Genomic DNA, 24,505 nt, shown 5'->3' on the forward strand with positions numbered 1-24,505 from the left:
CGTTTCAATATCGCATATATTCGCATGCGGAAATCGGTATAAGGCTCGGAATGGCGAAGATGGCGATGGAGAGGGTTTTGGCAAAGGCGAGGCAGGTCGCGATTATCGGCGGCGGACCGGCGGGGCTGATGGCGGCCGAGATGCTTTCGGCCGCAGGCCATGCCGTGACGGTGTTCGAGGCGATGCCGACCGTGGCGCGTAAATTGCTGATGGCCGGAAAATCCGGCCTCAACATCACCCATGCCGAAGATTACGACAGCTTCCGTCACCGGTTCGGCGATGCGGAACCGAGGCTGCGCGCCGCTCTCGATGATTTCACGCCGGATATGCTGCGCGACTGGGCGCAGGGGCTGGGGCAGGAAACTTTCGTCGGCAGTTCGGGCCGGGTGTTTCCCACCGTCATGAAGGCCTCGCCGTTGCTGCGGGCATGGCTTGCCCGGCTGGAGGTGCAGGGGGTGACCATCAGGACACGGCATCGCTGGATGGGTTTTTCCGGTGAGCACCTGCTTTTCGCGACACCGGAGGGCGAGGTCGCCATCAAGGCCGATGCCGTTCTTCTGGCGCTCGGTGGCGCGAGCTGGCCGCGTCTCGGCTCCGATGCCGCATGGGTTCCGGCGCTGGCGGAGAAAGGCGTGGCGTTTTTCCCGTTCCGCCCCGCCAATTGCGGTTTCGACGTCGACTGGAGCGATATCTTCCGCGCGCGTTTTGCCGGTGAAGCGGTGAAATCCACCATCACCATTTCGCCGGCCGGAGCTTTTCAGGGCGAATTCGTCATCACGAAGCATGGTATTGAAGGCAGCGTGATCTATGCCCATTCCGCCGCGCTGCGCGACCGGCTGGAAGAGGCGGGCAAAGTGTCGCTCGCAATCGATCTTGCGCCGGGACGTACGGTGGAACGCCTCAGCCGCGATCTGGCGAAACTCGGACGGAAGGAGAGTTTTGCAAACCGCATGCGCAAGGCGGCCGGCTTATCGGCTGTGAAGGTCGGGCTTCTGCGGGAAATCTTTCCCGACATCGCGGCCATGCCGGATGAGTTCGTCGCCGCGAGAATAAAACATGCGGAGATACCGCTTTTGCGGACGAGACCGATTGCCGAGGCGATTTCATCTGCCGGTGGCGTCGCGTGGAGCGGTCTCGATGAGAACTACATGCTGGAAAAGCTCCCCGGCATATTTGCTGCCGGGGAAATGCTGGATTGGGAAGCGCCGACCGGCGGCTATCTCTTGACCGCCTGTTTCGCCACAGGCAGGGCCGCCGCAAAGGGCATGGCCGCGTGGCTTGAAGGCTCAGCCTGACAAGCGTTCAGCCGTGCCTGCTTCCTCACCATGTGCGGTCCTGACGAGGCAGCGCATGATGGCATCGGTGGTGACGGCGCCAAGCGGTTTGCCATTTTCCCCGACGACTGTGGCGCTGCTGACATTTTCCCGGACGAGCGCACGCAGGCCCTCTTCGACCGTCATATCCGCATCGAGCTGAAGCCGTGACTGGCCGGATAATTCCGGCTGGACGATGGCGCCGAGGCGAATGACCCTGCCGCGATTGACCTCCTCCACGAAGGCCTCGATATAGCTGTCGGCCGGCGACATGACGATTTCGGCCGCCGTGCCCTGCTGGATGATTTCGCCGTCGCGCAGAATGGCGATCTTGTCGCCCAGCCGCAGCGCTTCATCGAGATCGTGGGTGATGAAGACCACGGTTTTTTTCAGTTCTTTCTGCAGTTCCAGCAGCACCGTCTGCATATCGACGCGAATGAGCGGATCGAGCGCCGAATAGGCTTCGTCCATCAAAAGGATTTCGGCATTGTTGGTCAGCGCCCGCGCCAGACCCACACGCTGCTGCATGCCGCCCGAAAGCTGGTTCGGATAATGGCTGGAGAAGCCTTCCAGCCCCACGCGTCTGATCCAGACTTCCGCCCTTTCCTCCCGCTCGCGCTTGTCGACGCCCTGCACCTCGAGACCGTAGACGACATTCTGCAGCACGTTGCGGTGTGGCAAGAGGCCGAATTTCTGGAACACCATCGCCGTCTTGTGGCGGCGAAACTCCAGCAGATCCGCTTCGTTGAGGCGGCACACGTCCGTGCCGCCATAGAGGATTTCGCCGGCGGTCGGGTCGATCAGCCGGTTGACGTGGCGGATCAGTGTCGATTTGCCGGAACCGGAAAGGCCCATGATGACGGTGATCTGCCCGCCCGGCATGGTGATGTTGATATCGCGCAGGCCGAGCACATGACCATGTTTGGCGTTGAGATCCGCCTTGGACATGCCGGCCTTGACGGGTTCGACATAGTCGGCCGCCCTGGGGCCGAAAATCTTGTAGAGGCTGCGAATTTCGATCGATTGACTAGCCATGCGCCACTTCCCGGTGTTTTTGCAGGCGAAGGCCATAGGCCTGGCTGATGCGGTCGAAGATGATGGCGATGCCGACGATGGCAAGCCCGTTGAACACGCCGAGCGTGAAATACTGGTTGGCGATGGCCTTCAGCACCGGCTGACCGAGGCCCTGCACGCCGATCATGGAGGCGATGACGACCATGGCGAGCGCCATCATGATGGTCTGGTTGATGCCGGCCATGATGGTGGGCAGTGCGAGCGGCAGCTGCACCTTGAAAAGCTTCTGGCGCTTCGAAGAGCCGAAGGCGTCGGCAGCCTCCAGCACGTCGCGGTCGACCATGCGGATGCCGAGGTTGGTAAGCCGTATCATCGGCGGAATGGCGTAGATGACGACGGCGATGACGCCGGGCACGCGGCCGATGCCGAGCAGCATGACGACGGGAATGAGATAGACGAAACTCGGCATCGTCTGCATCACGTCGAGAACGGGATTGACCACGCTCTGCAGGCGGTTGGAGCGCGCCATGGCGATGCCGATGGGCAGGCCGACGACGATGGACAGCACGGCGCAGACGAAGATCATCGAGACCGTCTTCATCGTGTCTTCCCACATGCCGAACCAGCCGATGGCGAAGAGAATGCCGCAACAGAGCGAAACAATGGTGGCGCTGCGGCTGCCGAACCAGGCAAGCGCGCCGACAATAAGAATAACGACCGGCCAGGGTGCGCCGATCAAAAGCCTTTCCGCCCAGATGAGGAAGCTCTGAAGGGGAGTAAACAACCCCTCGATTGCGCCGCCATAGGTTCGGGTGAAAGCCCGGAACCCCTCGTCGATGACTTTTTTTAGCGCGCGCAGAGCATCGTCATTCATGGTCGGAAATTTGAAAAGCCATTCCATATCCTGTTCTCCATGACGAACCGGAGGCGGGGATCGATATCCTCCGCGCTCCGGGAGTAAAATCGTCAGAGCGCCGCGCATCCGTCAGGACGCAGGGCGGAACGCTCTGTTGAACCGGCGCATCGTCACCGGAAAGCCGGGAGGCATTCCAGGGCCGATGCGGGCGCGGCGTCGCCGCTGGCGGACGCCGTTTGCCGGGCAGATATGCAGGGGCCGGCTTTTAAAGGGCGGCCTTTACCTTTTCCGCGACGTCAGGAGATACCCAGCCCGTCCACAGCGCCTCGTTTTCCTTCAGGAAGTGCTTGGCGCCGTCTTCGCCGGTCGCCTGGTTGTCCGTCATCCAGGCAATCAGCTTGTTGACGGTGTCGTTGGTCCAGGCGCGCTTGTTCAGATAGTCCATGGCCGGGCCGGCACGATCGGCAAAGGTCTTGCTCACCAGCGTCTGCACGTCATCCACCTGCCATGCGTTCGGCTTCGGGTCCGCGCAGTCGGCGACGGATGTGCAGCGCTTCCATTCAGCCGCATCGTAGTCGGCGCCGAAGCCGAGCTTCACCATCTCATATTTGCCGAGCAGCGAGGTGGGCGCCCAGTAATAACCGACCCAAGGCTGCTTGGCTTCGTAAGCCTTGGCGATGGAGCCGTCGAGACCTGCCGCGGAGCCGGTGTCGACGAGGGTGAAGCCGGCCTTTTCACCGCCGAAAGCCTTGAAAAGCTGCGCAGTGACGACAGTGCCGCCCCAGCCCTGCGGGCCGTTGAACACGGCGCCCTTCGACTTGTCTTCGGGCGAGGGGAAGAGTTCGGGATGTTTGAAGAGGTCCGGAATGGTCTTGAGATCGGGATTGGCGTCGGCGACATATTTCGGAATCCACCAGCCCTGGACCGCGCCGTCAGAGAGGATCTTGGCGGCCGCAACGACCTTGCCGCCTTCCAGCCCCTGCTTGACGATTTCCGGCTGCAGGCTGACCCATGCCTCAGGCGCGATATCCGGCTGGCCTTTTTCGGCCATGGAGGTCAAAGTCGGCACGGTGTCGCCGGTGACGATTTCAGCGGAGCATCCGTAGCCCTTTTCGAGAATGAGCTTGTCCAGATTGGCGGCGACTTCGGCGGATTGCCAGTTCATGCTGGCGATCGTCACGTTTCCACAGTCGGCGGCATAGGCCGCGCCGCCTGAAAAGGCGAAGCCGGCGGAAAGAATTGTGGCACCCAAAAGTATTTTCATTGTTGTTCCCTCTGGTCGCGGTGTGGCGAAGACCCGGGCGCTGACGGCACCGCGACCGCCAGCACCCTTATTGAGGCTTAATAATTCCTTTGTCGCCATCCCGTTTGCGGCAATTTCTGGCGTATTGAGGATGCCAATTGTCAAACGAAGGCGGGGTCGTAGGGATATATTAGAGAAATTTCTCGCGCGAAGGTCCTGAAATGTCTGATGGTTTAGCATTCGCCTTGCGACATTTACGCTGCGATGGAACTTTTTCAATTTTCTGAAAAGCTTGGGAACAATAAGCGGAAGTTTCTGTTTTCTTGGACTTTTATCCTGTTCTGTATTACGGGAGATTTTCTCTCGGTTTTTGTGGTGATGTTGAATGACCAATCTTGGTGCTGCGCCGGTATGGCCGATCGGTGGCGGTGAAACGGGTGAGCTTGTGCGCCGCTTCGACTGGTCGAAGACATCGCTCGGTCCTATTTGCGACTGGCCGCAAAATCTGAGGCAAAAAGCCAATTCCGTCGTCAACTCGCCCATTCCGCAGGTGCTGATGTGGGGCAGGGATCATGTGATGATCTATAATGACGGCTATGCGGAGATCGCCGGCAATTATCACCCGCAGGCGCTGGGCGGAACCGTACCCGGCATCTGGCCGGAAATATGGGACTGGAACAGCCGCATTCTCGAAGCCGGTTTTCGCGGTGAGGTCATGGCCTATCGCGACCAGCCGATGACGCTGATGCGGCATGGCCTGCCGGAGGAGGTGATCTTCGATCTGTTCTACACGCCGATCTACAATGAGGGCGGCACGGTAGACGGCGTTTTATGCACCGTGCTTGAAAATACCGATAAGGTGAAGGCCGTGGAGGCGCTGGAGCAGAGCCGCAAGGAACTGAGCCGGCTTACCAATGCCCTGCCCATTCTGGTCGGATATGTCGACCGTGATTACGTTTATAAATTCGCCAATGACGGCTATCTGGAATGGTTCGGTCGCCGCGCCGAGGAGGTGATCGGCCGCAGCGTTCCCGAAATCGTCGGCGAGGCGTTTTTCGAGGCCCGCAGGGCCTATCTCGACCGCGCACTCAGCGGCGAGAAGATCGTTTCGGATACCGTGATCAGCAGACCGGACGGCAGCACGCGCGCCGCCGAAATCCGCTATGTTCCGCGTTACATTGCCGATGGCTCCATCGACGGCATCTATGTGCTGATTATCGATATCGAGGAGCGCAAGCGCTCGGAGCGGGAAATCCTCATCAGCAACAATCGTTTCCGTGCTGCGGTGAATGCCGTGCACGGTGTGCTGTGGACCAACAGCGCCGAAGGAATGATGCTGGGCGAACAACCCGCCTGGAGCGCTTTGACGGGTCAGACTCCGGAAGACTATCAGGGTTTTGGCTGGGCGGATGCGGTCCATCCCGAGGACAGGCAGGGGTCTGTCGACAGCTGGAACAAAGCGGTCGCGGAAAAGTCGACCTATATCTGGGAACATCGGGTGCGCCGCCATGACGGCGTCTACCGCACTTTTGCGATCCGTGGCGTACCGATTTTCGACAAGGCCGGCGCCATTGCCGAATGGGTCGGCGTCCATACGGATGTCACCGAACAGCGGCGGGCTGAAAACACCCTCAAGGAACATGCGAGCAATCTCGAGCGCGAAATTCGTCACCGCATCCGGGCGGAAGAGCAGCTTCGGCAATTGAACGAGAGCCTCGAGGCGCGTGTCGAGGCGGAAATGGCCGAGCGTCGCCAGACCGAAAAGGCGCTACAGCAGGCGCAGAAAATGGAATCCATCGGCCAGCTCACCGGCGGCGTGGCGCATGATTTCAACAATCTGCTACAGGTGATCGCCGGCAATCTGCAATTGCTGTCAAAGGATGTGATCGGCAATGAACGTGCGGAGCGGCGGCTGGAAAACGCGCTTGCCGGCGTTCATCGCGGCGCAAAGCTGGCCAGCCAGCTTCTGGCCTTCGGCCGCCGCCAGGCGCTGGAGCCGCGCGTCATCAATATCGCCCGTTTCGTAACCGGCATGGACGATCTGCTTCGCCGCTCGCTCGGCGAGGCGATCGAGGTGGAGGTCATCACCTCCGGTGGTCTCTGGAACACCTATGCCGACCCCAACCAGGTGGAGAACGCTCTTCTCAATCTGGCCATCAATGCGCGCGACGCCATGGAAGGGCAGGGCAAGCTGACCATCGAGGTCGGAAATGCGGTTCTTGACCGTGATTATGCCCGCAAGCACTCGGAAGTTTCGGCGGGGCAATATGTGATGCTCGCCGTCACCGATACGGGTTCGGGCATGTCGCCGGAGATTCTCGAAAAGGTCTTCGAGCCGTTCTTCTCGACAAAACCGGAAGGCAAGGGCACCGGCCTCGGGCTTTCGATGGTTTATGGTTTTGCGAAACAGTCCAGCGGCCATGTCAACATCTATAGCGAGGTGGGGCAGGGCACGACGGTGAAGATGTATCTGCCGCGCTCCGCCGCCGATGAGGACAGGGAAGTGGTGATGCCGACCGGCCCCGTGGAGGGTGGCACGGAAACCATTCTTGTGGTGGAGGATGACGAGGAAGTGCGCAACACCGTCGTCGAGACCTTGAGCGATCTCGGCTACCGCGTGCTCACCGCCCGCGATGCGCAGGCCGGTTTGACGGTGGTGGAAAGCGGCATTCCGATCGATGTCATCTTCACCGACGTGGTGATGCCCGGACCGTTGAAAAGCAGGGAAATGGCGCGCCGCGCGCAGGAACGGCTGCCCAATCTCGCCGTTCTCTTCACCTCGGGTTACACCGAAAACTCCATCGTGCATGGCGGCAAGCTGGATGCCGGGGTGGAGCTTCTCTCCAAACCCTATACGCGCGAAGCGCTGGCGCGGCGCATCCGCCACGTCATCGCCAACCGCAAACAGGTTTCGCTGTCGAGAGCGCGGCCGACATCGGCGCCGGGTTCTTCGAAACTTTCCGAACCGGTCAGGGCGGTCGAAAATCAAAACAGGTCCATACGCGTTCTTCTGGTCGAGGATGACGAGTTGATCCGGATGAATTCGACGGAGATGCTCTCGGAGAGCGGCTTTGCCGTCATCGAGGCCGGAAATGCGGCGCAGGCGCTGAAGGCTATCGAAGTGGATCAGATCGACGTGCTCGTCACCGACATCGGCCTGCCCGACATGAAGGGCGGCGAACTGGCGGTGGAGGCCCTGCGCCGCAAGCCGGGGCTTGCCATTGTGTTTGCGACGGGAGACAGCCATTTGCCGGAAGGAGCGCCGGCAAGCGCGGTTCTCTTGACCAAGCCCTATGACGAACAGCAGATCGTCTCCGCCGTTGAACAGGCCCATACGGGCAAGTCGGTGGCGGCCGAATAGGCCGCCTTGCCTCCGTTCAGTAACCGCGGGCCATGTCGACCGTCTCCGGCAGCCCGCCCGTTTCCCGCCATGTGCGGACATTGCCGGCCACGATCCGGGCCGAACTTTCCCGGCTTGTCGGCGCGGAAATATGCGGCAGGACCGTAACTTTGGGGTGTTGCCAGAAGGCGGAAGCGGCGGGCAACGGCTCCTGCTCGAAGACATCGAGAACGGCGTGCGAAAGCCCGCCGGAATCAAGCGCCGCAATCAGGTCATCGGCGACGATGACCGCGCCGCGGGCGAAATTGATGAGTGCCGCCCCCGGTTTCATTGCGGCGAGACGGCCGGCATCGAGAAGACCGCGCGTCGCATCGGTAAGCGGCACGAGGCAGACGAGAATGTCGCTCTTTTCCAGCAATGCCTGCAGCCCGTCATCGCCGGTCAACGTTTCCACGCCCTTTATCGCCTTGGCCGAGCGGCTCCAGCCTGCAACGTTGAAACCGGCATGGATAAGGCGCTCCGCCGCAGCCGTGCCGAGCGCTCCGAGGCCGAGGAGACCGACGGTCATCTCGCCGGGGTGGCGATAGTCCAGCTCCTGCCAGAGCGCCTTTTTTTGGTTTTCGCGATAGGCGGGCATGTCGCGTTGCAGGTAATAGGTCCATGCCAGCACGGCTTCGGCCATCACACGGGAAAGCTCCGGGTCCTTCAGCCGAACGATGGGGGCAGCCTTATCGCCCAGTTCCAGCACCAGCCGCTCGACACCCGCCCACAGGCTGTGGATCCATTTGAGGCCCGGAAGTGCCGCGATATCGGCCGGATCGGGATTGGCGACGATGGCGAAATCCACTGCCCGTCGCTGCTCGTCCGTCAATTCGGAAAAGGAAAGGATTTCCTCCTGGGGCATGGCGGCGCGCAGCGCCTGTTTCCAGACGGCTTCCGTTTCCGCATTCATCCGTGAAACAAAGGCGATGGGTGATGGCATGGGACTGATCCTGCTTGCGATTTTAGCTTCACGCCATCAATGCGCAATTTCGGCGGGCAATACCATGGGTGGAATGGGGGAATTTGTGATTCTTCCGTCATGCCGGACTAGATCAAGCATCCAGCCGCCGCGCGTCTGCGCGGCGCCAAGACTTCTTTTCAGCCCAAGGACTTGGGCTGGCTGGACCCCGGCTCGGGGGCCGGGGTGACGGAGTGTGGATGCAACCGGCCTGTTAAATCTTCACGATCACGCGTCTTCCTTTACCGGCGGCTTCGCATCGCCGTAATAGGCCGAGAATTTCTCGTGATAATGTTCCGAACCGCCGGGGCCGGCATAACGCTGCAATTCCGTCATGTCGGTCTTGTTCAGCACGATGCCGAGCGTCTTGTTGGCGATCTGCGGTTCGTTGGCCATCAGGTTCTGCACCATCTGGATCGGCGTCTTGCCCCATTCGGTGACGAAGACGAAACCGTCCACCTGCGGCGCAAAGGCCTTGGCGTCGATGACGGGAACCACGGGTGCAAGGTCGACGATGATGTAATCGCAGGCCTCGCGGGCGGAGTCGATGAACTTGCGCATACCGGAGGAGGAGAGCAGCTCGCTCGAATGGGCGAACTGGTTGCTGGTGGAAACCGGCAGGATGCCCATTTTCGTGCGCGTATCCACCTTCACCGCCTGCGTCCACGGAACTTCATCGAGCACGACTTCGACGAGGCCGGCGGATTGCCGTGTCGTCAGCATGCGGCTGAGGCCGGGATTGCGGATATCCGCATCCACGACCAGCGTGCGCTTGCCGGTGGAGGCGATCAGCCCGGCAAGATTGAGCGCCACAACCGACTTGCCTTCGTTCGGCAGGCAGGAAATCACGCCGATGACCCGGCACTGGCGTTCCTGAATGACGACATCCGCCGTCAGCTTCACGTTACGCAGCGTTTCCGCAAAGCTGGAGCGCGGGCTGTCGACGGCAAGGCGCAGCATTTTCTGGAACGAGACCTGTCCGCTTTCGTCAAGCGTCGCATTCTCGCCGCCGGGGGTGGCGGCGCTGTTGCCCGCCTTGGCGTTTTCCACGCCCCTTTCACCGATGAAGGGCAGGTAACCGAGAAAACGCATGCGCAGATTGTCACGCACATCATTGCCGGTGTGGAAGAAGCGATCCCGGAATTCGAGAAGCGCTGCGATACCGCCGCCGAGCATCAGGCCGAGAACGACCGAAAGCGCCATGGTCATGGTCTTTTTCGGGCTGGAAGGCGATGTCGGCAGGCCCGCTTCGGAGATGATGCGCGCCTTGGCGATGGGCAGCGACTGCTTCTGGGAAGCCTCCTCGAAGCGGCCGAGATAGGACTGGTAGAGGGTGCGCAGCGCCGTTGCCCGCTGCTCGAGTTCGCGCAGTTGGACCATGGTGATGTTGGCTTCGGAATTGCGGCCTGCCACCTTGTCGATATTGTCGCGCAGCGACTGAACGCGGGAATTGGCGACGTCGTATTCGTTCTTCAGGCTGCCGGTAAGCTGCTGCAGTTCCTGATAGATCTGCCGCGAAACCTCTTTCTTCTCGGCGTCCAGCGCGATCGCCTGCGGGTGATCGGCGCCGAATTGCTGGACGATGCCCTGCTGTCGGTCGGAAATGGTGATGTAGCGTTTGCGCAGATCCTGAATGACCGAATTGTCGGTGTCACGGGCGGAAACGACGGCATTGTCGACGGCCGCATCCGGTCCGCGGTCGATGATCGATTTATACTGGTTGTAACGGGCAGAGGCCGTCGCGGCATCGGCCTGCGCGGCGATCAGCTGGCCGTTCAGGTCGGCAAGCTGGCCTTCGGACATCAGCTCGCCGCGCGAGGAGACGATGTTGTTGTCCGATTTGAATTTCTGCACAGCCAGTTCAGCCGCCTGGGCGCGCTGGTTGAGGTCCGTCATGCGTTCCTGCAACCATACCGAGGCGCGCTCGCTGGCGTCGAAATTGGCGTTCAGCTGTTCGGTAAGGTAAGCTTGGGCATAGGTTTTGGCGATCTGCGCGGCAAGCTGGCGGTCGGTCGAGCGGGTGGAGATGGCGATGACCGAGCTGCGGCCGACGCGTTCCACCGTGAGCGACTGCTGCAGAACGGCGGCGGCCTTTTCGCGGCGTCCGGCGCGGATTGCGGCTTCGGAAACCGGCGGATCGCCCGGCAGGACGAGATCGAGAATGCCGCGCACGGAGGATTTGACGAGTTCGACCGGCGACATCGGCGGATTGACGATGGTGTCGTTCTCATCGAGCCTGGCCTTGTCGACCACCGTCAGCGCCATTTCCTTGGATTTCAAAATTTCAACGGCGCTGGCGATGCGGTTGTCGACGATCTGCGCGGCGGGTACCGGCGATTCCTCTTCCGCATAACGGGAAAGGCTTTCATCCAGGAGCACCTGCGTCATCGCGGTGTAAACGGGGGTCGCAAGCACCAGATAAAGGCCAGCCAGAACCACGGCGGCAATGACCGAAGCGGCAATGACATTGGCGCGACGCACCACGGCGGCCCACAGGCGGTCGAGGTCGATGAACGTGTCGGAATCCTTGCCGGACTCCGGAAAACCGATATTGGATTTAAAGGTCTTGTGGTGCATGGACCTACCTTGTGAATTAAAATGGTACGCGGGAAGCCGAACACATGCTCGCCTTCCCGCCTCCCGTTATTGGTGCGCCGGCCGCCTCCCCCGGCGGCGCGATTAAAGTCAGGCCGCCTGAACGCGGCTTTCGTGGTTTGCCACCAGTTCCTTCACCGAAGCGAGAACCTGGGCTTCCATGTCGGCGCGCATCAGCGAGAAGGCGACGTTGGCGGCGATGAAGCCCTGCTTGCTGCCGCAGTCGAAGGTGCGGCCGCTATATTTCTGCGCATGGAAAGACTGCTTTTCGGCAAGCCGCTTCATACCGTCGGTCAGCTGGATTTCATTGCCCGCGCCGCGTTCCTGCTTGGCGAGAATATCGAAGATTTCCGGCTGCAGGATGTAACGGCCGTTCAGGTAATAATTCGAAGGCGCCCGGGATGGTTCCGGCTTCTCGACCATTTCGGTGACGGCGAAGCCGTGATTGACCTTCTGGCCGACGCCGACGACGCCATAGGACGAGACTTCTTCCGGCAGGCATTCCTCGACGCCGAGAATATTGCCGCCGACTTCATCGTAAAGCTCCATCAGCCCGGCGATGCAGCCGCGTGCGCCATAGGAAACCATGTCAGGCAACAGCAGGGCGAAAGGCTCCTTGCCCACCAGTTCGCGCGCACACCAGACGGCGTGGCCGAGACCGAGCGGCACCTGCTGACGCGTGTAGCTGACGGTGCCGGCAACCGGCAGCATCTTTTCAAGCTGCAGCACCTGCACGGTCTTGCCGGAGCGGGTGAGCGTGTTGATGAGTTCCGGCGCGCTGTCGAAATAGTCTTCGATGGCGGTCTTGTTGCGGCTCGTCACGAAAATAATGTGCTCGATGCCGGCCTGCATGGCCTCGTCAACGGCATATTGCACGACCGGACGATCCACGATCGTCAGCATTTCCTTCGGCATCGCCTTGGTGGCGGGCAAAAACCGTGTGCCGTTGCCAGCTACGGGAATGACGGCTTTTCTGACAGTTTTGTTCAGGTCCATCGCGTTCTCCTTCATCAAGGTTTGATCTGTCCCCAGTCCCCGCGCAGATTTCGTCCACGCGTCAATTTCACGAAATCTGTCTTTTCACCCCAGTATTCGCCGCGGGTGCAAACATGGCGTCCCGCAGCCTCCTCAGCCGCACCGCTATCGGCATTCTTAAGTGCCCCAGCACGGCAGGATCCCTAATCGTGGTCTTCAAGGCGCCGAGTACCGAGCGGCTCTTGATGTTTTCCACCAATGTCAAAAAATTATGCGCCAGCCGCAGGCTGCGGGCTCTCGCCTGCTGCGCATCCATGGCGGCGGGCAGCAAAGTGTAATGGCTCAGGAATTCCTGATCCGCCCGCATCATCGCTTCGACGTGGTGCAGTTCGAGCACGCGCGAAATCGAGCCTTCGCGGATATTGTAGACATAACCCGGCTTCGGTTCGATGACGCAGAGACCGCCGGCAGCGAGCGCCGAGGCGAGCAGGATATAATCCTCGCCGATGCGGATATCCTCGCGAAAACGCAGTCCCTCACCATTGAGGAAATCGCGCCGGAACATCGGTTTCATGTAGCCGAAATTGAAGGTGGCGCGGAAAAGAATGTTGGAGGAAATGAAGTCCTCAAGCGTGAGAACCGGCCGTTCTTCCAGAAATTCTTCCGGAAACATCGTCTCCATTGGCCTGCCGTCGGTATAGACGACATCGAGATTATCGACCGTAATCGCCGCATTGGCGGCTTCCGCCCGACACATCATGCAGGCGGAGCGCTCCGGGCGGATGACATCGTCGGAATCGAGCACGGCGATCCAGCGTCCGGTCGCGGCTTCGATACCGGCATTGCGTGCCCCGCCCGGACCGAGGTTTTCGGCAAGAGCAAGCAGGCGGACGCGCGGATCGATGATGGCGATAGCTTCCACGAGCGCAATGGTGTCATCGGCGGAGCGGTCGTCGACGACGATCACTTCCAGCGTTACACCCTGCTGGTCGAGTGCGCTTTGAATGGCGGCTTCAATCGTATCGGCGGCATTATAGGCGGCGATGACGAAGCTGATATCGGGCGGCGAGGCAAGGTTTTCCATCAGGTCGCCTCCACCGCGCCATACTGGCGGATTTCACGCACGCCGAAAGCGCCACTCATCGAGCCCATATGCAGTGCGCCACGCAGCGCATAACGGTTGCGGCGCACGGCGTTGAAACCGTTCAAGGCGGCGAAGACGGCGCAATACAGCACTTTCGAACCTGCCTTCAGCACCTGCACCACGCGGCGTATACCGGGTTTCCTGTCCGCCAGCACGCGGCCATGGGTTTGGCCGGAGCGGAAGCGGCGTTTGGCAAGCCACATGAAGCTTGCGCGATTTTCCGGCACCGGTTCGGACAGCATGGCGTCTTCCGCAAAAACGATGCGGCCGCCAGCGGCGTGAAGATGCGAAAAGAAATGGGTGTCCTCACCGCCGCTCTGGCCGAGCGCCAGCGCGAAGCGCCGGCCCTTCACCGAGGGCGCATCCATCTTGAGCAATGTGTTGCAGGTATAGCCGGTGATGATCTCGCCATTGACCCAGACCGGAACTGTCGAGTGGAAATCGCCGCGTTTCATCCAGCCCGGCGCATTGTCCCGGTAAACCGCCGTTACGGGGCCGAGAACGGCTTCCGCACCGGTTTCATCGGCCTTTTCCAGAAGGGCAGCCAGCCAGTTCGGCGGGGCGGTCTCGTCATCATCGATGAAGGCCAGATAATCCGCCTTGCATTCCGACAGGCAGGCATTGCGGGCAATCGAAATATTCGATTTCGGGCAATGCACATAGGTGATCTCGAAGGGGGCGGTTTCGCGCAGGCGATCGACGCTTGCCCTGGCGCTCGGCTCCTCGTCATTATCGGCAACAATCAGCCGAACTTTCACGCCTTCCGGCACATCCAGCTCGAAGAGTGACAGAAGTGTGGCGATAAGTGCCGGGCGTCTGTAGGTGCAGATGCCGATATCGACGGTTTTCGAATCATCTGTGCGGGTGACGGTGTTGTCGGTCATGAGACAGCCTTTCTTCCCCGGAATTTCAGGAGTTCCAGCCAGAAGCCGGTGGACCAGGCCAGATGCATCACCATCGCCGAAAAGGCGGCGAGCGGGCCGTATGGGTTTTTCTGACCTATTGCCATCCACAAGCCATAACCCACACATGCGGCGATCCAGAGGCCGAGCGGAATAAGTGCCGCCCAATGCACAAGCGACAGCAGCGCGAGGATGAAAACCGGCAGCACGGCGAGCGGGATCATCTGGCGGATTTTCGGGATAGAGCGATGTTTCAGCAGGTTCTTCGCCCGGCCGCGGCCATAGGCGAGATATTGCCTGAAGAGCGGCATGACGCTCGCACGCGGATAATAGGTCATGCGGGTCTTGTCGGTCATCCAGATGCGGAAACCGGATTTGCGCAGGCGAAAATCCAGCTCGGCATCCTCATTATGGCTGAAGCTTTCATCATAACCGCCCACCGCATCAAAAGCGGCGATCCGCATCAGCGCGTGGTGGCCATGGTCGATCCAGTGGCCTTTCGCGCCTTCGCGGTGCTTGGAGCCGCCATTGCCGAGCTTGGAATTCTGGGCGATGGCCGTCGCCTTCTGGAACAGGCCGTGGCCGACCGTATCCATGGCGACGACGACGGAATCCGCGCCGGTGCGCTCGGCATCCTCGATCAGCCGCTGGCAATAATCATCGGGATAATCGCCATGGGCGTCGATGCGGATGAGGTAGTCGAAATCCTCGCCGAAGGTGGCGACGGCAAGATTGATGCCGGCGCTCTGGATGCGCTTCGGATTGGCGAGAAGCGTCACGCGGTCATCCGCCGCCGCGAAGGCGGAAACGATATTGGGGGTTCCATCCGTGCTGCCGCCATCGGCAACCACGATGCGGAAAAGACGCCCCTGCATCGCGCCGGTGAATTTGACAAGCAGCCCCTCGATCGTCTTCGCCTCATTGAGGCAGGGAATGACGATCAGCGTTCTGATGCCGGAATGACCAAGACCTTCCATGATTTGCCCCCTACGCACTACACGGGTGAAAACTGCGCTTCACGGGCATGGCCGGAAGCGGATTTGGCGAGAGAGGACAGTTGCTGCACCAGCAGACGGCAATCGTCGCGGTCCGTCAGCCATTGTTTCCTGTCTGTTGCCGAGAGGGTGTTGAAGGCGTCCGCATAGGTTTGCGGGTTCATCCGGTTAAACAGTGCGGTGAGATCGTCAGCGCCGGCATGTTGCAGCACGAAGCCGATATCGCGCTTTTCGATGAAGCGGGCGGTTTCCGTGCCGGCCAGCGCAATCGGCAGGGCGCCATAAAGGCAACCTTCGTAAAGCCGGTTGGGCAGCAGCCAGCTGGAATTCTGGCCTTCCTCGAAAAAGTCTATCGCCCAGGTGAACTGCACCTCGTTATAGATGGCGGCAAGGTCTTCGGGGTTCTTGTAAGGCCCATGGAAATGCAAATGCGGGGCAGCGGCCACGAAGCCGTCGAAATCGGCAAATTCCGAATAGGCCGGCCGGCCGCGCAGGATGATTTCGACCTTGCCCTCCATTAGACGGGCAAATTCGGCAAGGATTTCCAGCGATTTGCGGCAGCGCAGCGCGCCGAACCAGCCGATTTTCCATGGGTCGCCTGGGGCGGGAGCGCGTGGTTGCGGCGTGGCGGCAACGGCCGCATCGAGCGCCAGCACCTTGTTTTCCTGCAGCAGGACGGGAAGATCAAGGCCCGACACGGGCTTGAAATAATGCTCCACGAAGGCCGGAGAGCTGGTGATCAGCAGCTTGGCGTCGCGTGCGAAATAACGCTGTGCGGCATTCAGCATTTGCCCGGGCTTGCCCTTGTTAAGAAGCAGGCGGTGAATGTCGAGACATTCATAAACCAGCGCCGGCTGTCCGGCATAGATCGACATGGCCCGCTTTGCCAGTGCCAGCATTTCCAGATTTCTGGCAAGAATGACATCGGGGGCGGAGACGCCGTTCAGGGTCTTGCCGAGCGAAAGGCTGGCTTTCGCCACCGCCGCCATGCGCTGCAGAAACTGCCCGTCGGCGGTCTCCCCGAGCACGACGGGTACGACGCCTTCGATCTCCGCCAGTCGGTTCTGTCCGCGCCGGAAGCCCGCCAGCGTCACCCGCGCCCCGCCCGCAAGCAGGGTCAGCACCCGCCGACGAATGGCGGGGTCCGACAGATCATGCGCGAGATATAGAACATGGGTCATGCAAGGGTCCGGTTGGTTCATGCGTCAGAGACGCCGCGGATGACGGGTTGGTTCAAAAAAATCAGTTGAGGGCGCAGGCGATGGATTCCGGGAACTGGCATTTGTCGCCGAGCGCCGTGAAGGCAAACCGGTCGACGATCATTTGCGTTGCGCCGGAATAGGAGAAGGCGCCCATCCAGTCCTTCAGCGTATCGGTGCCCCACAGACTGAAGAAAATCTTCTGGGCATTTTGGGGAATTTTCGACTCATCCGTCACTTCATGGACGAGCTTGCCGTTGACGTAATAACGCAGGCGCTGGGGCTCCCAGACGAAGGCATAATCGTTGAAGCCGGCATCGGCGCCGCCTTCCACCGGCACCAGCTTCTCATTGCCGCCCTTGGCGGAAATATACTGGTTGAGCTGCACCTTGCCCGTGTTCTTGCCCAGAACCTCGAAGTCGATTTCATCGTGCGGCTTCTTGTCGGTCGGGCCGATATAGGTGAAGAAGGCGGAGTTGAGGCCCGAGCCGGTGGCGGCCTTCATGCGTGCCTCATAGGTGCCGTAGCGATAACGCCCCTTGGTCTGGATTTCACCGCAGGCGAATTTGCGGTCTCCGGCCTTGGCTTCTTCGAAACCGAGTGTCAGCTGGCCGTTTTCCACCGTCGCCAGTTTCTTCGACCAGGTGCAGTTCTGATGCGCGCCATTGTTCCAGCCGTCGGACACGTACCAGAAGCTTCTGTCCATGGAATCGAAGTTCTCGATGAAGGATGCGCCATTGCCTTCCTGTGCCTGGCCGGGCGTCGCAAAAGGGACGGCCAGAAGGGCTGCGGCGAGAAGAATGCGTGTCTGAACGCGGGTGACAAATGTTGTCATTGGTTCACCTCTGTCGTTGCGAATAAAGCGTTTCGGATGTCGGCGGGCCGATCATGGCGGCCCGTTTTGCTGCAAAATCGGCCTTCGTCTTGCCTTTGCCGCTGCGGCTTCCTGTCAGCACGGCATAGACGGCCGGCAGGTATTTGCGGGTCTGGGCATTGCTGACCACCAGAATGACGAAGGCGGAAAGCGTCGCGCTGATATAGAAGGCGGGGTAGAAATCCGGCCCGCCCTTGTTCCACACCATCCACATGATGACGAGGAGCGGATAATGGGCGCAGAATATCCAGAAGCTCAGGCTTCCGGTTTCCGCAAGCCGCTGGCCAAGCCGGCTGCGGATCAACAGGGCGGAAGATGCCCAGAAACCGAGCGCGCCGAAGACGGCAAGCAGATTGCGCGACATGTTGAGCCAGAAGGTGAATTCCGGGCCGGTGAAATAAAGTCCCGTCGCCAACATGGCCGAGGCGGCAAAGGTCAGCGCCATGATCGGCACGGCATAGGGGTCGAGCGCCTTGACGTCGATACGATGAAGCGCGAGCGCAATGCCGAGCGAGAAGCTGAAAAGAATGGATTTCTTCTGAACGATGAAAATCGTCAGGTCTGGCATGGCGGTGATGAAGAGCAGGATGGCGAGCGTCGGCAGGGCGAAACGGCGCATCAGAAAGGCGAGCACCGGCGACAGCAGGATGCAGACGAAAAGGTCGCGCAGGAAATACAGTGGCACATTCACCGGCAGCTCCTCAAGCGCCGTTCCATGGCTGATGATTTCACGCGGGCTGGCATTCCACAGATCGGGGAAATACCCCACGCCGACATCGAAGAGCTGGATGAGCAACACGGCCGCAAACAGTGCGCCATTCCACAGAAGGAAAGGCAGCAGTACGGTTTTCGACTTGGAGCGGATCGTCGCCGGATAATCGAAACCGCTCATGCCGCGGCGAAACAGCAGATAGCCGGAAATGGCGCTGAGACAGGGCACGCCGATGCGAAACAGCGCATCGCCCAGGAAAACCCGCAGCCAGTCGAAGAAACCGTAAAGGCCAAGAAAAGGGCTGGTTTCGGCATCGTGCGGCACATGGACGAACACGATCCCGGAGATCAGCAATATGCGCATCAAATTGATACGGGAGGATAGGTTCTGATCGACAGTCACATCAGTCACCCCTATTGGGCGGCGTCCACCCACGCCGCGTTGCAACCAGAGCGAACTTAAGCCCGCACTGGAAAGTCTGGTTTCGACTTTGGGATAAAATGTGGCGACGCGGGAAAAACACAAGCTTAGATTTTGCGGGTGAATGTCTGGCGTTCCGGTCATTCCTGTTGCTTTAAAAATTCAAATATCTGAAATTACTGGCAGTTTTATAAATATGGCCATCGTTAAAAATCGCCCAACCGTGTGAAATTGTCATTTGTCGTGATGTTGCGCTGCAAAAAGAACCGCCATCCGGCCCTGCCGCGGTGAGGAAAATCACCGCGGAAAAGGCCGGTTAACGGCGGAAATGAGGCGCGTTTTTCTGCGGTTGAACTAACCTTGGGTTGCAGTATCCCGCATGCGCCGCGATTTGACCATTCCGAGAATTTTCCCGAGCAGCGCCCGTTCGGTCAGCAGGATCAGCACCGCATAGATGAGGCCGCCGACGGCAGCGCCGATGAGAACCTGAAGCGTGGCATTGGGAACGCGCTCAGCCAGAACGTGAAGCAGATAACGCACCGCAACGGCCATCACCAGCGCAGCGATCATCGGCCGGCTGCTGACATAAAGGCCGCGGAAGAAGGGCGTATCGCTCGCCTTGAAGACGGCCCAGGAATAGGCGACCAGCGTTATCGCATTGACGATGCAGAGCCACACCATCGCGTCGATAAGGGTTCCATAAAGCGCGGCGAGCCAGACCGCGACGGTGGTGACGATGGCGCGGATGGTCGCCGACCAGAACAGCACGCGGCCGTAACCTGCACCCTTCAAATACGGGATGAAGGTGCTGCACGGCGTCAGAATGGCCTTCGACAGGGCGAGCAGACCGAGGACAGGCCAAGCATAGGCCCAGTTCTGCCCGAAGATGACAAGCATGGCCGGCTCCGCCACCGCCCAGAGGCCGAACATCATCGGTGCCAGGAGCACGGTCAGCACCTGCGTACTGAACATCAGCGCATCGCGCCGGCGCTGCGGATCGTCCATCATGCGGCTGAATGCGGGAAACAGGACACCCATGACGGCCGACAGAACCACCTGATTGGGAATGCTGGCAAAGCGGTTGGAGGCGGAATAGGCGCCGGCATCCGCCAGCCCAAGATGCCGGGCAATAACCACCATCGGCGACTGAAAGGTAACGAAATTAGCGATTTCCGAGCCCATCAGCCCCGAGCTGAAGCCGAGAAGCGGCACCAGCCGGCGCGGTTTCATGACGAAGCGCGGGCAATAGCGGGAAACGGCATAAAGCCCGACAAGCCGGATGAGGGCTGCGGCAAAAAGCTGGATGATCAGCGCCCAGACGCCGAAGCCCATGAAGGCGAGCGCCACCGCGACGATGGCCGCGATGCTTTCCGACGCCATGCTCCAAAGCGCATCCTTGCTGAAATTCATGCGCCGGGCGAGCAGCGAATAGGCGACATCGCCGGCAAGCTGCAGCGGAATGAGGAAGGCCATGATGCGCAGCAGGTAAGCGCTTTCCACCGCGCCCAGCAGCCCGCCGAAAAATTCCGCGAAGATGTAGAGGACGGCGGCCATGGTGCAGGAGATGGCCAGATTGGCCCAGAAGACGGTATGGATCGTTTCCATATCCTCTTCCTTTTCGACGATGAGGGCAGAGGTCAGCCCCGCGCCGGCGATCATCGTCAGAAACTGTACAACCGTTAGTCCTACCGCAACCACCCCGAATTCCTCCGGGGAAAGCAGTCTTGCGAGAATTGGGACCGTGACAAATTTAAGCCCGAATGTCCCTGTTTTTGATAAAACGCTCCAGCCGACATTCGTGGTGATGGTCTTTACATTTGGCGCTGGGGGCATACAAGCATCCTGTTTCTGGAGGCCGGCGGGAGGAAAGCCGGTTGGGAGTTGCCGATACCATCGGGGCCGTTTTTAGGATCGGGCCCGACACTTCTTGATCAACGCAAGGGGCGAAACAATGGCAAGATTTACTGTCGTCATTCCCTACTACCAAAAGCAGCACGGTGTCTTGGGACGTGCACTCGCATCGGTTTTTGCGCAGACTTACCAGGATTTCGATCTTGTCATCGTCGATGACGAATCGCCATACCCGATCGATCAGGAACTTGCGGAACTTTCGCAGGGTGAGAAAGACCGGATTCTCGTCATTAAACAGGCCAATGCCGGCCCGGGCGGCGCCCGCAACACCGGTCTGGACAATGTGCCTGAGGGCACCGACTATGTCGCCTTTCTTGATTCCGACGATATCTGGACACCCGATCATCTGCAGAATGCGGCCTTTGCGCTTCAGACCTATGGCGGCGAGTGCTACTGGGCATCCATGCAGGCAAGTGACGAATTTTATTATCATTTCGCCATTTCCGAACTGGAGAAGAATGAGGGCGCGGCAAGGCTTTCCGAGAAGCCGCTGGTGATCGAACTGCCGGATCTGGCAAGTGTGATGCTGCGCAACTGGAGCTTCCTGCATCTCTCCTGCATGGTGATCGGCCGCCCTCTTTTTGAGAAAATCCGCTTTGACCCGGCGCTTCGTCTGGCGGCGGAAGACGTGCTGTTTTTCTGCGATTCCATCCTTGCATCGAAGCGCACGCTTCTCTGTGACGACGCCGGCGCGATGCGCGGCATGGGGGTCAATATCTTCCACAGCATCGACAACACCTCGCCGGAATTCCTGCGCCAGCAGTTCAATACCTGGGTGGCGCTCGATACGCTGGAGGGGCGTTTCTCACGCCGGCCGGACGATGTCGCCTCCATCGCTTCCTATAAAAACACGGCGCGCAAACAGGCGCTGTGGAGCCAGGCGGGCAATCTGAAACGGCGCAAGGCGCCCGAATTCGGGCTGCTCCTGAAATGGGCGATGCGCGATCCGGCATTGCTGCGCGCCGCTTTCGAGCTCGGTGCTGGGAAAATCGTCCGCTCCAGATGAGCGAATTCTCGCCCGCAAGAATTTATATGTTTTTTCACCCAGGAGTGACCTCATGAAACCTTACCACTGGGAATCTCATCACGGAAATTTCGGTGACGATCTCAACCTGTGGCTGTGGGATTTTCTGCTTCCGGGCCTGCGCGATGTGCATGACGACGTCATGCTCGTCGGCGTCGGCACCGTGCTGAACGATGTTCTTTTGCCCGCAAAGCAGCGCAAGCTGGTGATCGGCAGCGGTTATGGTTATGGCGCGGTGCCGGATACCAGCACCGAGTTCTGGGATATTCGCTGCGTGCGCGGCGAAAAAACCGCCGCCAAGCTGGGGCTCGCGCCCGAAAAGGGCATTGTCGACCCGGCCGTCATGGTCACCGAGATGCCCGATTTCAAAGGCCTGCCGAAGCTCTACAAGAAGACCTTCGTTCCGCATTGGGAATCGGCGGAATTCGGCATGTGGGAAACCGTCTGCGAACCGGCGGGACTGACCTATCTCGACCCGCGCGGCGAGGCGAAAGCGGTGATCCGTGCCATCGCCCAGTCGGAATTCATCGTTGCCGAATCCATGCATGGCGCAATCCTTGCCGATGCCTTCCGCGTGCCATGGGTCGCGGTCAGCACCTCGCCGTCGATCAACAGCTTCAAATGGAGCGACTGGGCCGGCAGCGTGGGTGTCGAATATCAGCCGCGCTATGTGCCGGTTTCGACCCGCGCTGAGGCGGCGAAAAAGGGCTCGCGCTTCTGGGGCATGAGCTTCCCGCCGCCGCCCGGCCCCGTCATTGCCGAGACCGGTTCTGTTCCGCCGCACGAAGGCCCGGCGCATGAGGGTGACGTGCTGGTGCGGCCGCAGGAAACGCAGCCCCGGTCGTTGCGCAAATTGGCCAAGCAGGTGCTGGCCGCGCCTTCCACGCTGGCGCTCTGGCAGGCAAGCCGCGCGGAGCCGCGTCTCAGCCCGGATGGCCGGCTGGAAGAGCGCAAGGAGCGCTTTGCCGCCGTTCTGGAAACGGTGAAGCGGGATTATCTCTGAGGGTCTACATAGTCTGCAGCGGTGCTTTTTTTCGCGCCACGGATAAGGTGCAGCGGCACCTATGCGTTTGGCAAGAGCGGAGAATCCGCAGGCCGTCACCCCGGACTTGATCCGGGGTCCAGCGCGATCAAGTCATTGATCGCGAAAGACTCTTTTCACGGCGCAGACGCGCCGTGGCTGGATGCCGGATCATCCTCGGGCTAGTTCCGGGGACCGTCATGACGGAAGAGGGAAACGAGGACTTGTCGCGGTTCTTGCGGCAGTGGATCTGCCCCTACGAAACCGGCGTACCGTCCAGCAGATAACGCACATCCCGCACTGGCGGGGATTTACGGAAACGGGCGGTCTTGTCGCTCCAGATGCCGCGCGTGATGGCGGGCAGGGCGGGGAGCCGCGCAAGGGCATGGCTCAGCGCGCCGCCCATGCCCTTCTGCTTTTTCGCATCGAGAAAATGGCGAAGCTCGAATTTGGCGCGGATGTGTTTTTCATGTTCGCGCAGGATCGCCGTTTCCTCTGCCGAAAGCCGGCAGCCGGCGAGAATGGCCTTGTCCGCCTCATATAAGCGGCGAAGATCTTCGGTGCGATGGCGGCCGCTCAGCGAGTTGCCGCGCACGATCGCGCCGTAACCGCAATGGCGGATGACCTTGTAACGCGCACCGGCGGCCAGCGCCCGCACGTAAAGCTCGTAGTCTTCGCCGAGCCGCAGGCCGTCATCGTAACGCAGTGCATGTTTGTCGAGAAAAGCGCGGCGTATGATTGGCTTCAGAAACCCGGTTTCCCCGCGTTCGACGCCGGGCCTGGAAATATTGCCTTCCACGAATTCCGTCAGCGACAGAAATCGTGCCTGCGGTTCGAAGCGGGCCGGCTGCATGGAGGATGCGCCGGGGACCGATTGCTGGATGAAGGCGATATTGTCGGCCACCAGATCCCAGTCGTCATCGGCCAGCATGGCGGCGAAACGACCCCGGAAAAAGAAGTCGTCCGCATCGAGAATGCTGATGAGGGGCGCCGATGAAATCGAGATGGCGTGGTTGCGTGCAGCCGAAGGGCCTCGATTGACCTCGAATCGCACGACCCGCAGACGGCCCGTGCCGTCATCCGCCGCATGCGCCACATCGCTCGTCGTGTCGGTGGAACCATCGTCGATTACCACGACTTCGCCGACCTCCGGCTCCACAAGGGCGGAACGTATGGCGATATCGATTGTTTCGGATGCATTTTTCGCAGCGATGATGACGCAAATGGGCTGTGAACCGCTCACCATGTATTGTCCTTCTGCTTTGACCAACCGTCAGGATTTGGCCAGCAGAAAGTGTCACGGGTATGGATGCAAGCGATTTTTTTGCGACGCAATAAATGAAGCTGCGTGAAAGCTCACATATCGGTCAGTTTCGCACCGTGCGGCGGCGGGCTTTTTACGGCGTCCGCCTGCATTGCCTCGGCGCCGCGGTCCCGCGCGAAGGTTTCGCGCATGCGCCGTTTTTCCCGGGCGACCAGGACAAGAATCCCAACAAAATAACCGACTTGCAGAATGACCGCGCAGATGAGGGTCTGGATGAATGCCGTATAGAACGAGCCGTGGATGAAATATGTCGCAACCGCAAAGGTAAGCAATGCACCGATCATGCTGAAAAAAACACGAGGTGCATACATGGTGCTCTCCTCCCGAGAACGATTTCTCCATTTTTGACTTCGCTGCGGCATTTTTCTTCTTTGCAAGAAATATACGATGAGACCGGTGCTGTTTCAACACACATATACTTCTTCTAACGGTTGCGGCATGAAATTTCGGTAATCTTGATTGGTAAATTCCTCGGTAATCGATGACTTCCCCCAATCGGGGCTGCCTTACCAGGCGATTTCCTGCTTTTGAGAGGCTTAAAATCGTTCTCTTGCGGCCATCGCAGGCTGTCTTACGCCCTCTGCAGACTTCGTTAACCATCTCGCCTTTAAAAAGTCGGTATTGATTCCTCAGCAAGAGCAAG

At 60.0% G+C, this 24,505-nt stretch carries 19 protein-coding genes; 4 read left to right on the top strand and 15 right to left on the bottom strand.

The window, feature by feature from the left end; genetic code table 11:
* Positions 1 to 50: 50 nt before the first annotated feature.
* Positions 51 to 1,295 (top strand): TIGR03862 family flavoprotein, encoded by a 1,245-nt coding sequence (locus I3J13_RS11710; protein ID WP_196378902.1) that lies wholly within the window; start codon positions 51 to 53, stop codon positions 1,293 to 1,295.
* Here the strand turns inward: I3J13_RS11710 and I3J13_RS11715 are convergent.
* The 3 genes from I3J13_RS11715 to I3J13_RS11725 all read right to left on the bottom strand — a co-directional run bounded on the left by I3J13_RS11715 (position 1,287) and on the right by I3J13_RS11725 (position 4,447).
* A complete protein-coding gene (locus I3J13_RS11715) occupies positions 1,287 to 2,348 on the bottom strand; it encodes a quaternary amine ABC transporter ATP-binding protein (RefSeq protein WP_174058403.1) in 1,062 nt (353 codons plus the stop codon). The genes I3J13_RS11710 and I3J13_RS11715 overlap by 9 nt on opposite strands.
* On the bottom strand, positions 2,341 to 3,228 hold the full coding sequence (locus tag I3J13_RS11720; RefSeq protein ID WP_035263623.1) for an ABC transporter permease: 888 nt from the start codon (positions 3,226 to 3,228) through the stop codon (positions 2,341 to 2,343). The genes I3J13_RS11715 and I3J13_RS11720 overlap by 8 nt, the downstream gene beginning before the upstream one ends.
* A gap of 220 nt (positions 3,229 to 3,448) precedes the next feature.
* Positions 3,449 to 4,447: an ABC transporter substrate-binding protein gene (locus tag I3J13_RS11725; RefSeq protein ID WP_035263625.1), complete on the bottom strand. Its 999-nt coding sequence runs from the start codon at positions 4,445 to 4,447 to the stop codon at positions 3,449 to 3,451.
* A gap of 364 nt (positions 4,448 to 4,811) precedes the next feature.
* Here I3J13_RS11725 and I3J13_RS11730 point away from each other — a divergent pair, with 364 nt between their 5' ends.
* A complete protein-coding gene (locus I3J13_RS11730; protein ID WP_196378903.1) occupies positions 4,812 to 7,787 on the top strand; it encodes a PAS domain-containing protein in 2,976 nt (991 codons plus the stop codon).
* A gap of 16 nt (positions 7,788 to 7,803) precedes the next feature.
* Here I3J13_RS11730 and I3J13_RS11735 read toward each other — a convergent pair whose 3' ends face one another.
* The 10 genes from I3J13_RS11735 to I3J13_RS11780 all read right to left on the bottom strand — a co-directional run bounded on the left by I3J13_RS11735 (position 7,804) and on the right by I3J13_RS11780 (position 20,415).
* Complete coding sequence (locus I3J13_RS11735; RefSeq protein WP_196378904.1) at positions 7,804 to 8,748, bottom strand: 2-hydroxyacid dehydrogenase; 945 nt, start codon at positions 8,746 to 8,748, stop codon at positions 7,804 to 7,806.
* 246 nt (positions 8,749 to 8,994) lie between these two features.
* Positions 8,995 to 11,343 (bottom strand): polysaccharide biosynthesis tyrosine autokinase, encoded by a 2,349-nt coding sequence (locus I3J13_RS11740; protein WP_196378905.1) that lies wholly within the window; start codon positions 11,341 to 11,343, stop codon positions 8,995 to 8,997.
* A gap of 108 nt (positions 11,344 to 11,451) precedes the next feature.
* On the bottom strand, positions 11,452 to 12,357 hold the full coding sequence (locus tag I3J13_RS11745; RefSeq protein WP_035263633.1) for a UTP--glucose-1-phosphate uridylyltransferase: 906 nt from the start codon (positions 12,355 to 12,357) through the stop codon (positions 11,452 to 11,454).
* 67 nt (positions 12,358 to 12,424) lie between these two features.
* Positions 12,425 to 13,420, bottom strand: a complete 996-nt coding sequence (locus tag I3J13_RS11750; RefSeq protein ID WP_196378906.1) for a glycosyltransferase family 2 protein — start codon at positions 13,418 to 13,420, stop codon at positions 12,425 to 12,427.
* Positions 13,420 to 14,364 (bottom strand): glycosyltransferase family 2 protein, encoded by a 945-nt coding sequence (locus I3J13_RS11755; protein WP_196378907.1) that lies wholly within the window; start codon positions 14,362 to 14,364, stop codon positions 13,420 to 13,422. The genes I3J13_RS11750 and I3J13_RS11755 overlap by 1 nt, the downstream gene beginning before the upstream one ends.
* A complete protein-coding gene (locus I3J13_RS11760) occupies positions 14,361 to 15,359 on the bottom strand; it encodes a glycosyltransferase family 2 protein (protein WP_174037252.1) in 999 nt (332 codons plus the stop codon). Before I3J13_RS11760 ends, I3J13_RS11755 begins: the two co-directional genes overlap by 4 nt.
* Positions 15,360 to 15,376: 17 nt before the next feature.
* The gene (locus I3J13_RS11765) at positions 15,377 to 16,558 is read right to left on the bottom strand and encodes a glycosyltransferase family protein (RefSeq protein WP_196378908.1); all 1,182 of its coding nucleotides are present in this window, start codon (positions 16,556 to 16,558) and stop codon (positions 15,377 to 15,379) included.
* 61 nt (positions 16,559 to 16,619) lie between these two features.
* On the bottom strand, positions 16,620 to 17,411 hold the full coding sequence (gene exoK / locus I3J13_RS11770) for an endo-1,3-1,4-beta-glycanase ExoK (RefSeq protein ID WP_196378909.1): 792 nt from the start codon (positions 17,409 to 17,411) through the stop codon (positions 16,620 to 16,622).
* A gap of 4 nt (positions 17,412 to 17,415) precedes the next feature.
* Positions 17,416 to 18,564, bottom strand: a complete 1,149-nt coding sequence (locus I3J13_RS11775) for an acyltransferase family protein (protein ID WP_269829364.1) — start codon at positions 18,562 to 18,564, stop codon at positions 17,416 to 17,418.
* 372 nt (positions 18,565 to 18,936) lie between these two features.
* Positions 18,937 to 20,415, bottom strand: coding sequence for a lipopolysaccharide biosynthesis protein (locus I3J13_RS11780; protein WP_196378910.1), 1,479 nt, complete (start codon positions 20,413 to 20,415; stop codon positions 18,937 to 18,939).
* Positions 20,416 to 20,533: 118 nt separating this feature from the next.
* On the opposite strand from I3J13_RS11780, the gene I3J13_RS11785 reads away from it, so the two are divergent.
* On the top strand, positions 20,534 to 21,499 hold the full coding sequence (locus I3J13_RS11785) for a glycosyltransferase family A protein (protein ID WP_003522136.1): 966 nt from the start codon (positions 20,534 to 20,536) through the stop codon (positions 21,497 to 21,499).
* Positions 21,500 to 21,551: 52 nt separating this feature from the next.
* A complete protein-coding gene (locus I3J13_RS11790; protein WP_196378911.1) occupies positions 21,552 to 22,520 on the top strand; it encodes a polysaccharide pyruvyl transferase family protein in 969 nt (322 codons plus the stop codon).
* Between the two features lie 274 nt (positions 22,521 to 22,794).
* Here the strand turns inward: I3J13_RS11790 and I3J13_RS11795 are convergent, their stop codons facing one another.
* Positions 22,795 to 23,784, bottom strand: a complete 990-nt coding sequence (locus I3J13_RS11795; RefSeq protein ID WP_135398630.1) for a glycosyltransferase family 2 protein — start codon at positions 23,782 to 23,784, stop codon at positions 22,795 to 22,797.
* Between the two features lie 110 nt (positions 23,785 to 23,894).
* Positions 23,895 to 24,173, bottom strand: coding sequence for an exopolysaccharide production repressor protein (locus I3J13_RS11800; RefSeq protein WP_059756990.1), 279 nt, complete (start codon positions 24,171 to 24,173; stop codon positions 23,895 to 23,897).
* Between the last annotated feature and the right edge of the window lie 332 nt (positions 24,174 to 24,505).

This window comes from Agrobacterium leguminum, from assembly GCF_015704895.1.
GTDB classification, from domain to species: Bacteria; Pseudomonadota; Alphaproteobacteria; order Rhizobiales; family Rhizobiaceae; genus Agrobacterium; species Agrobacterium leguminum.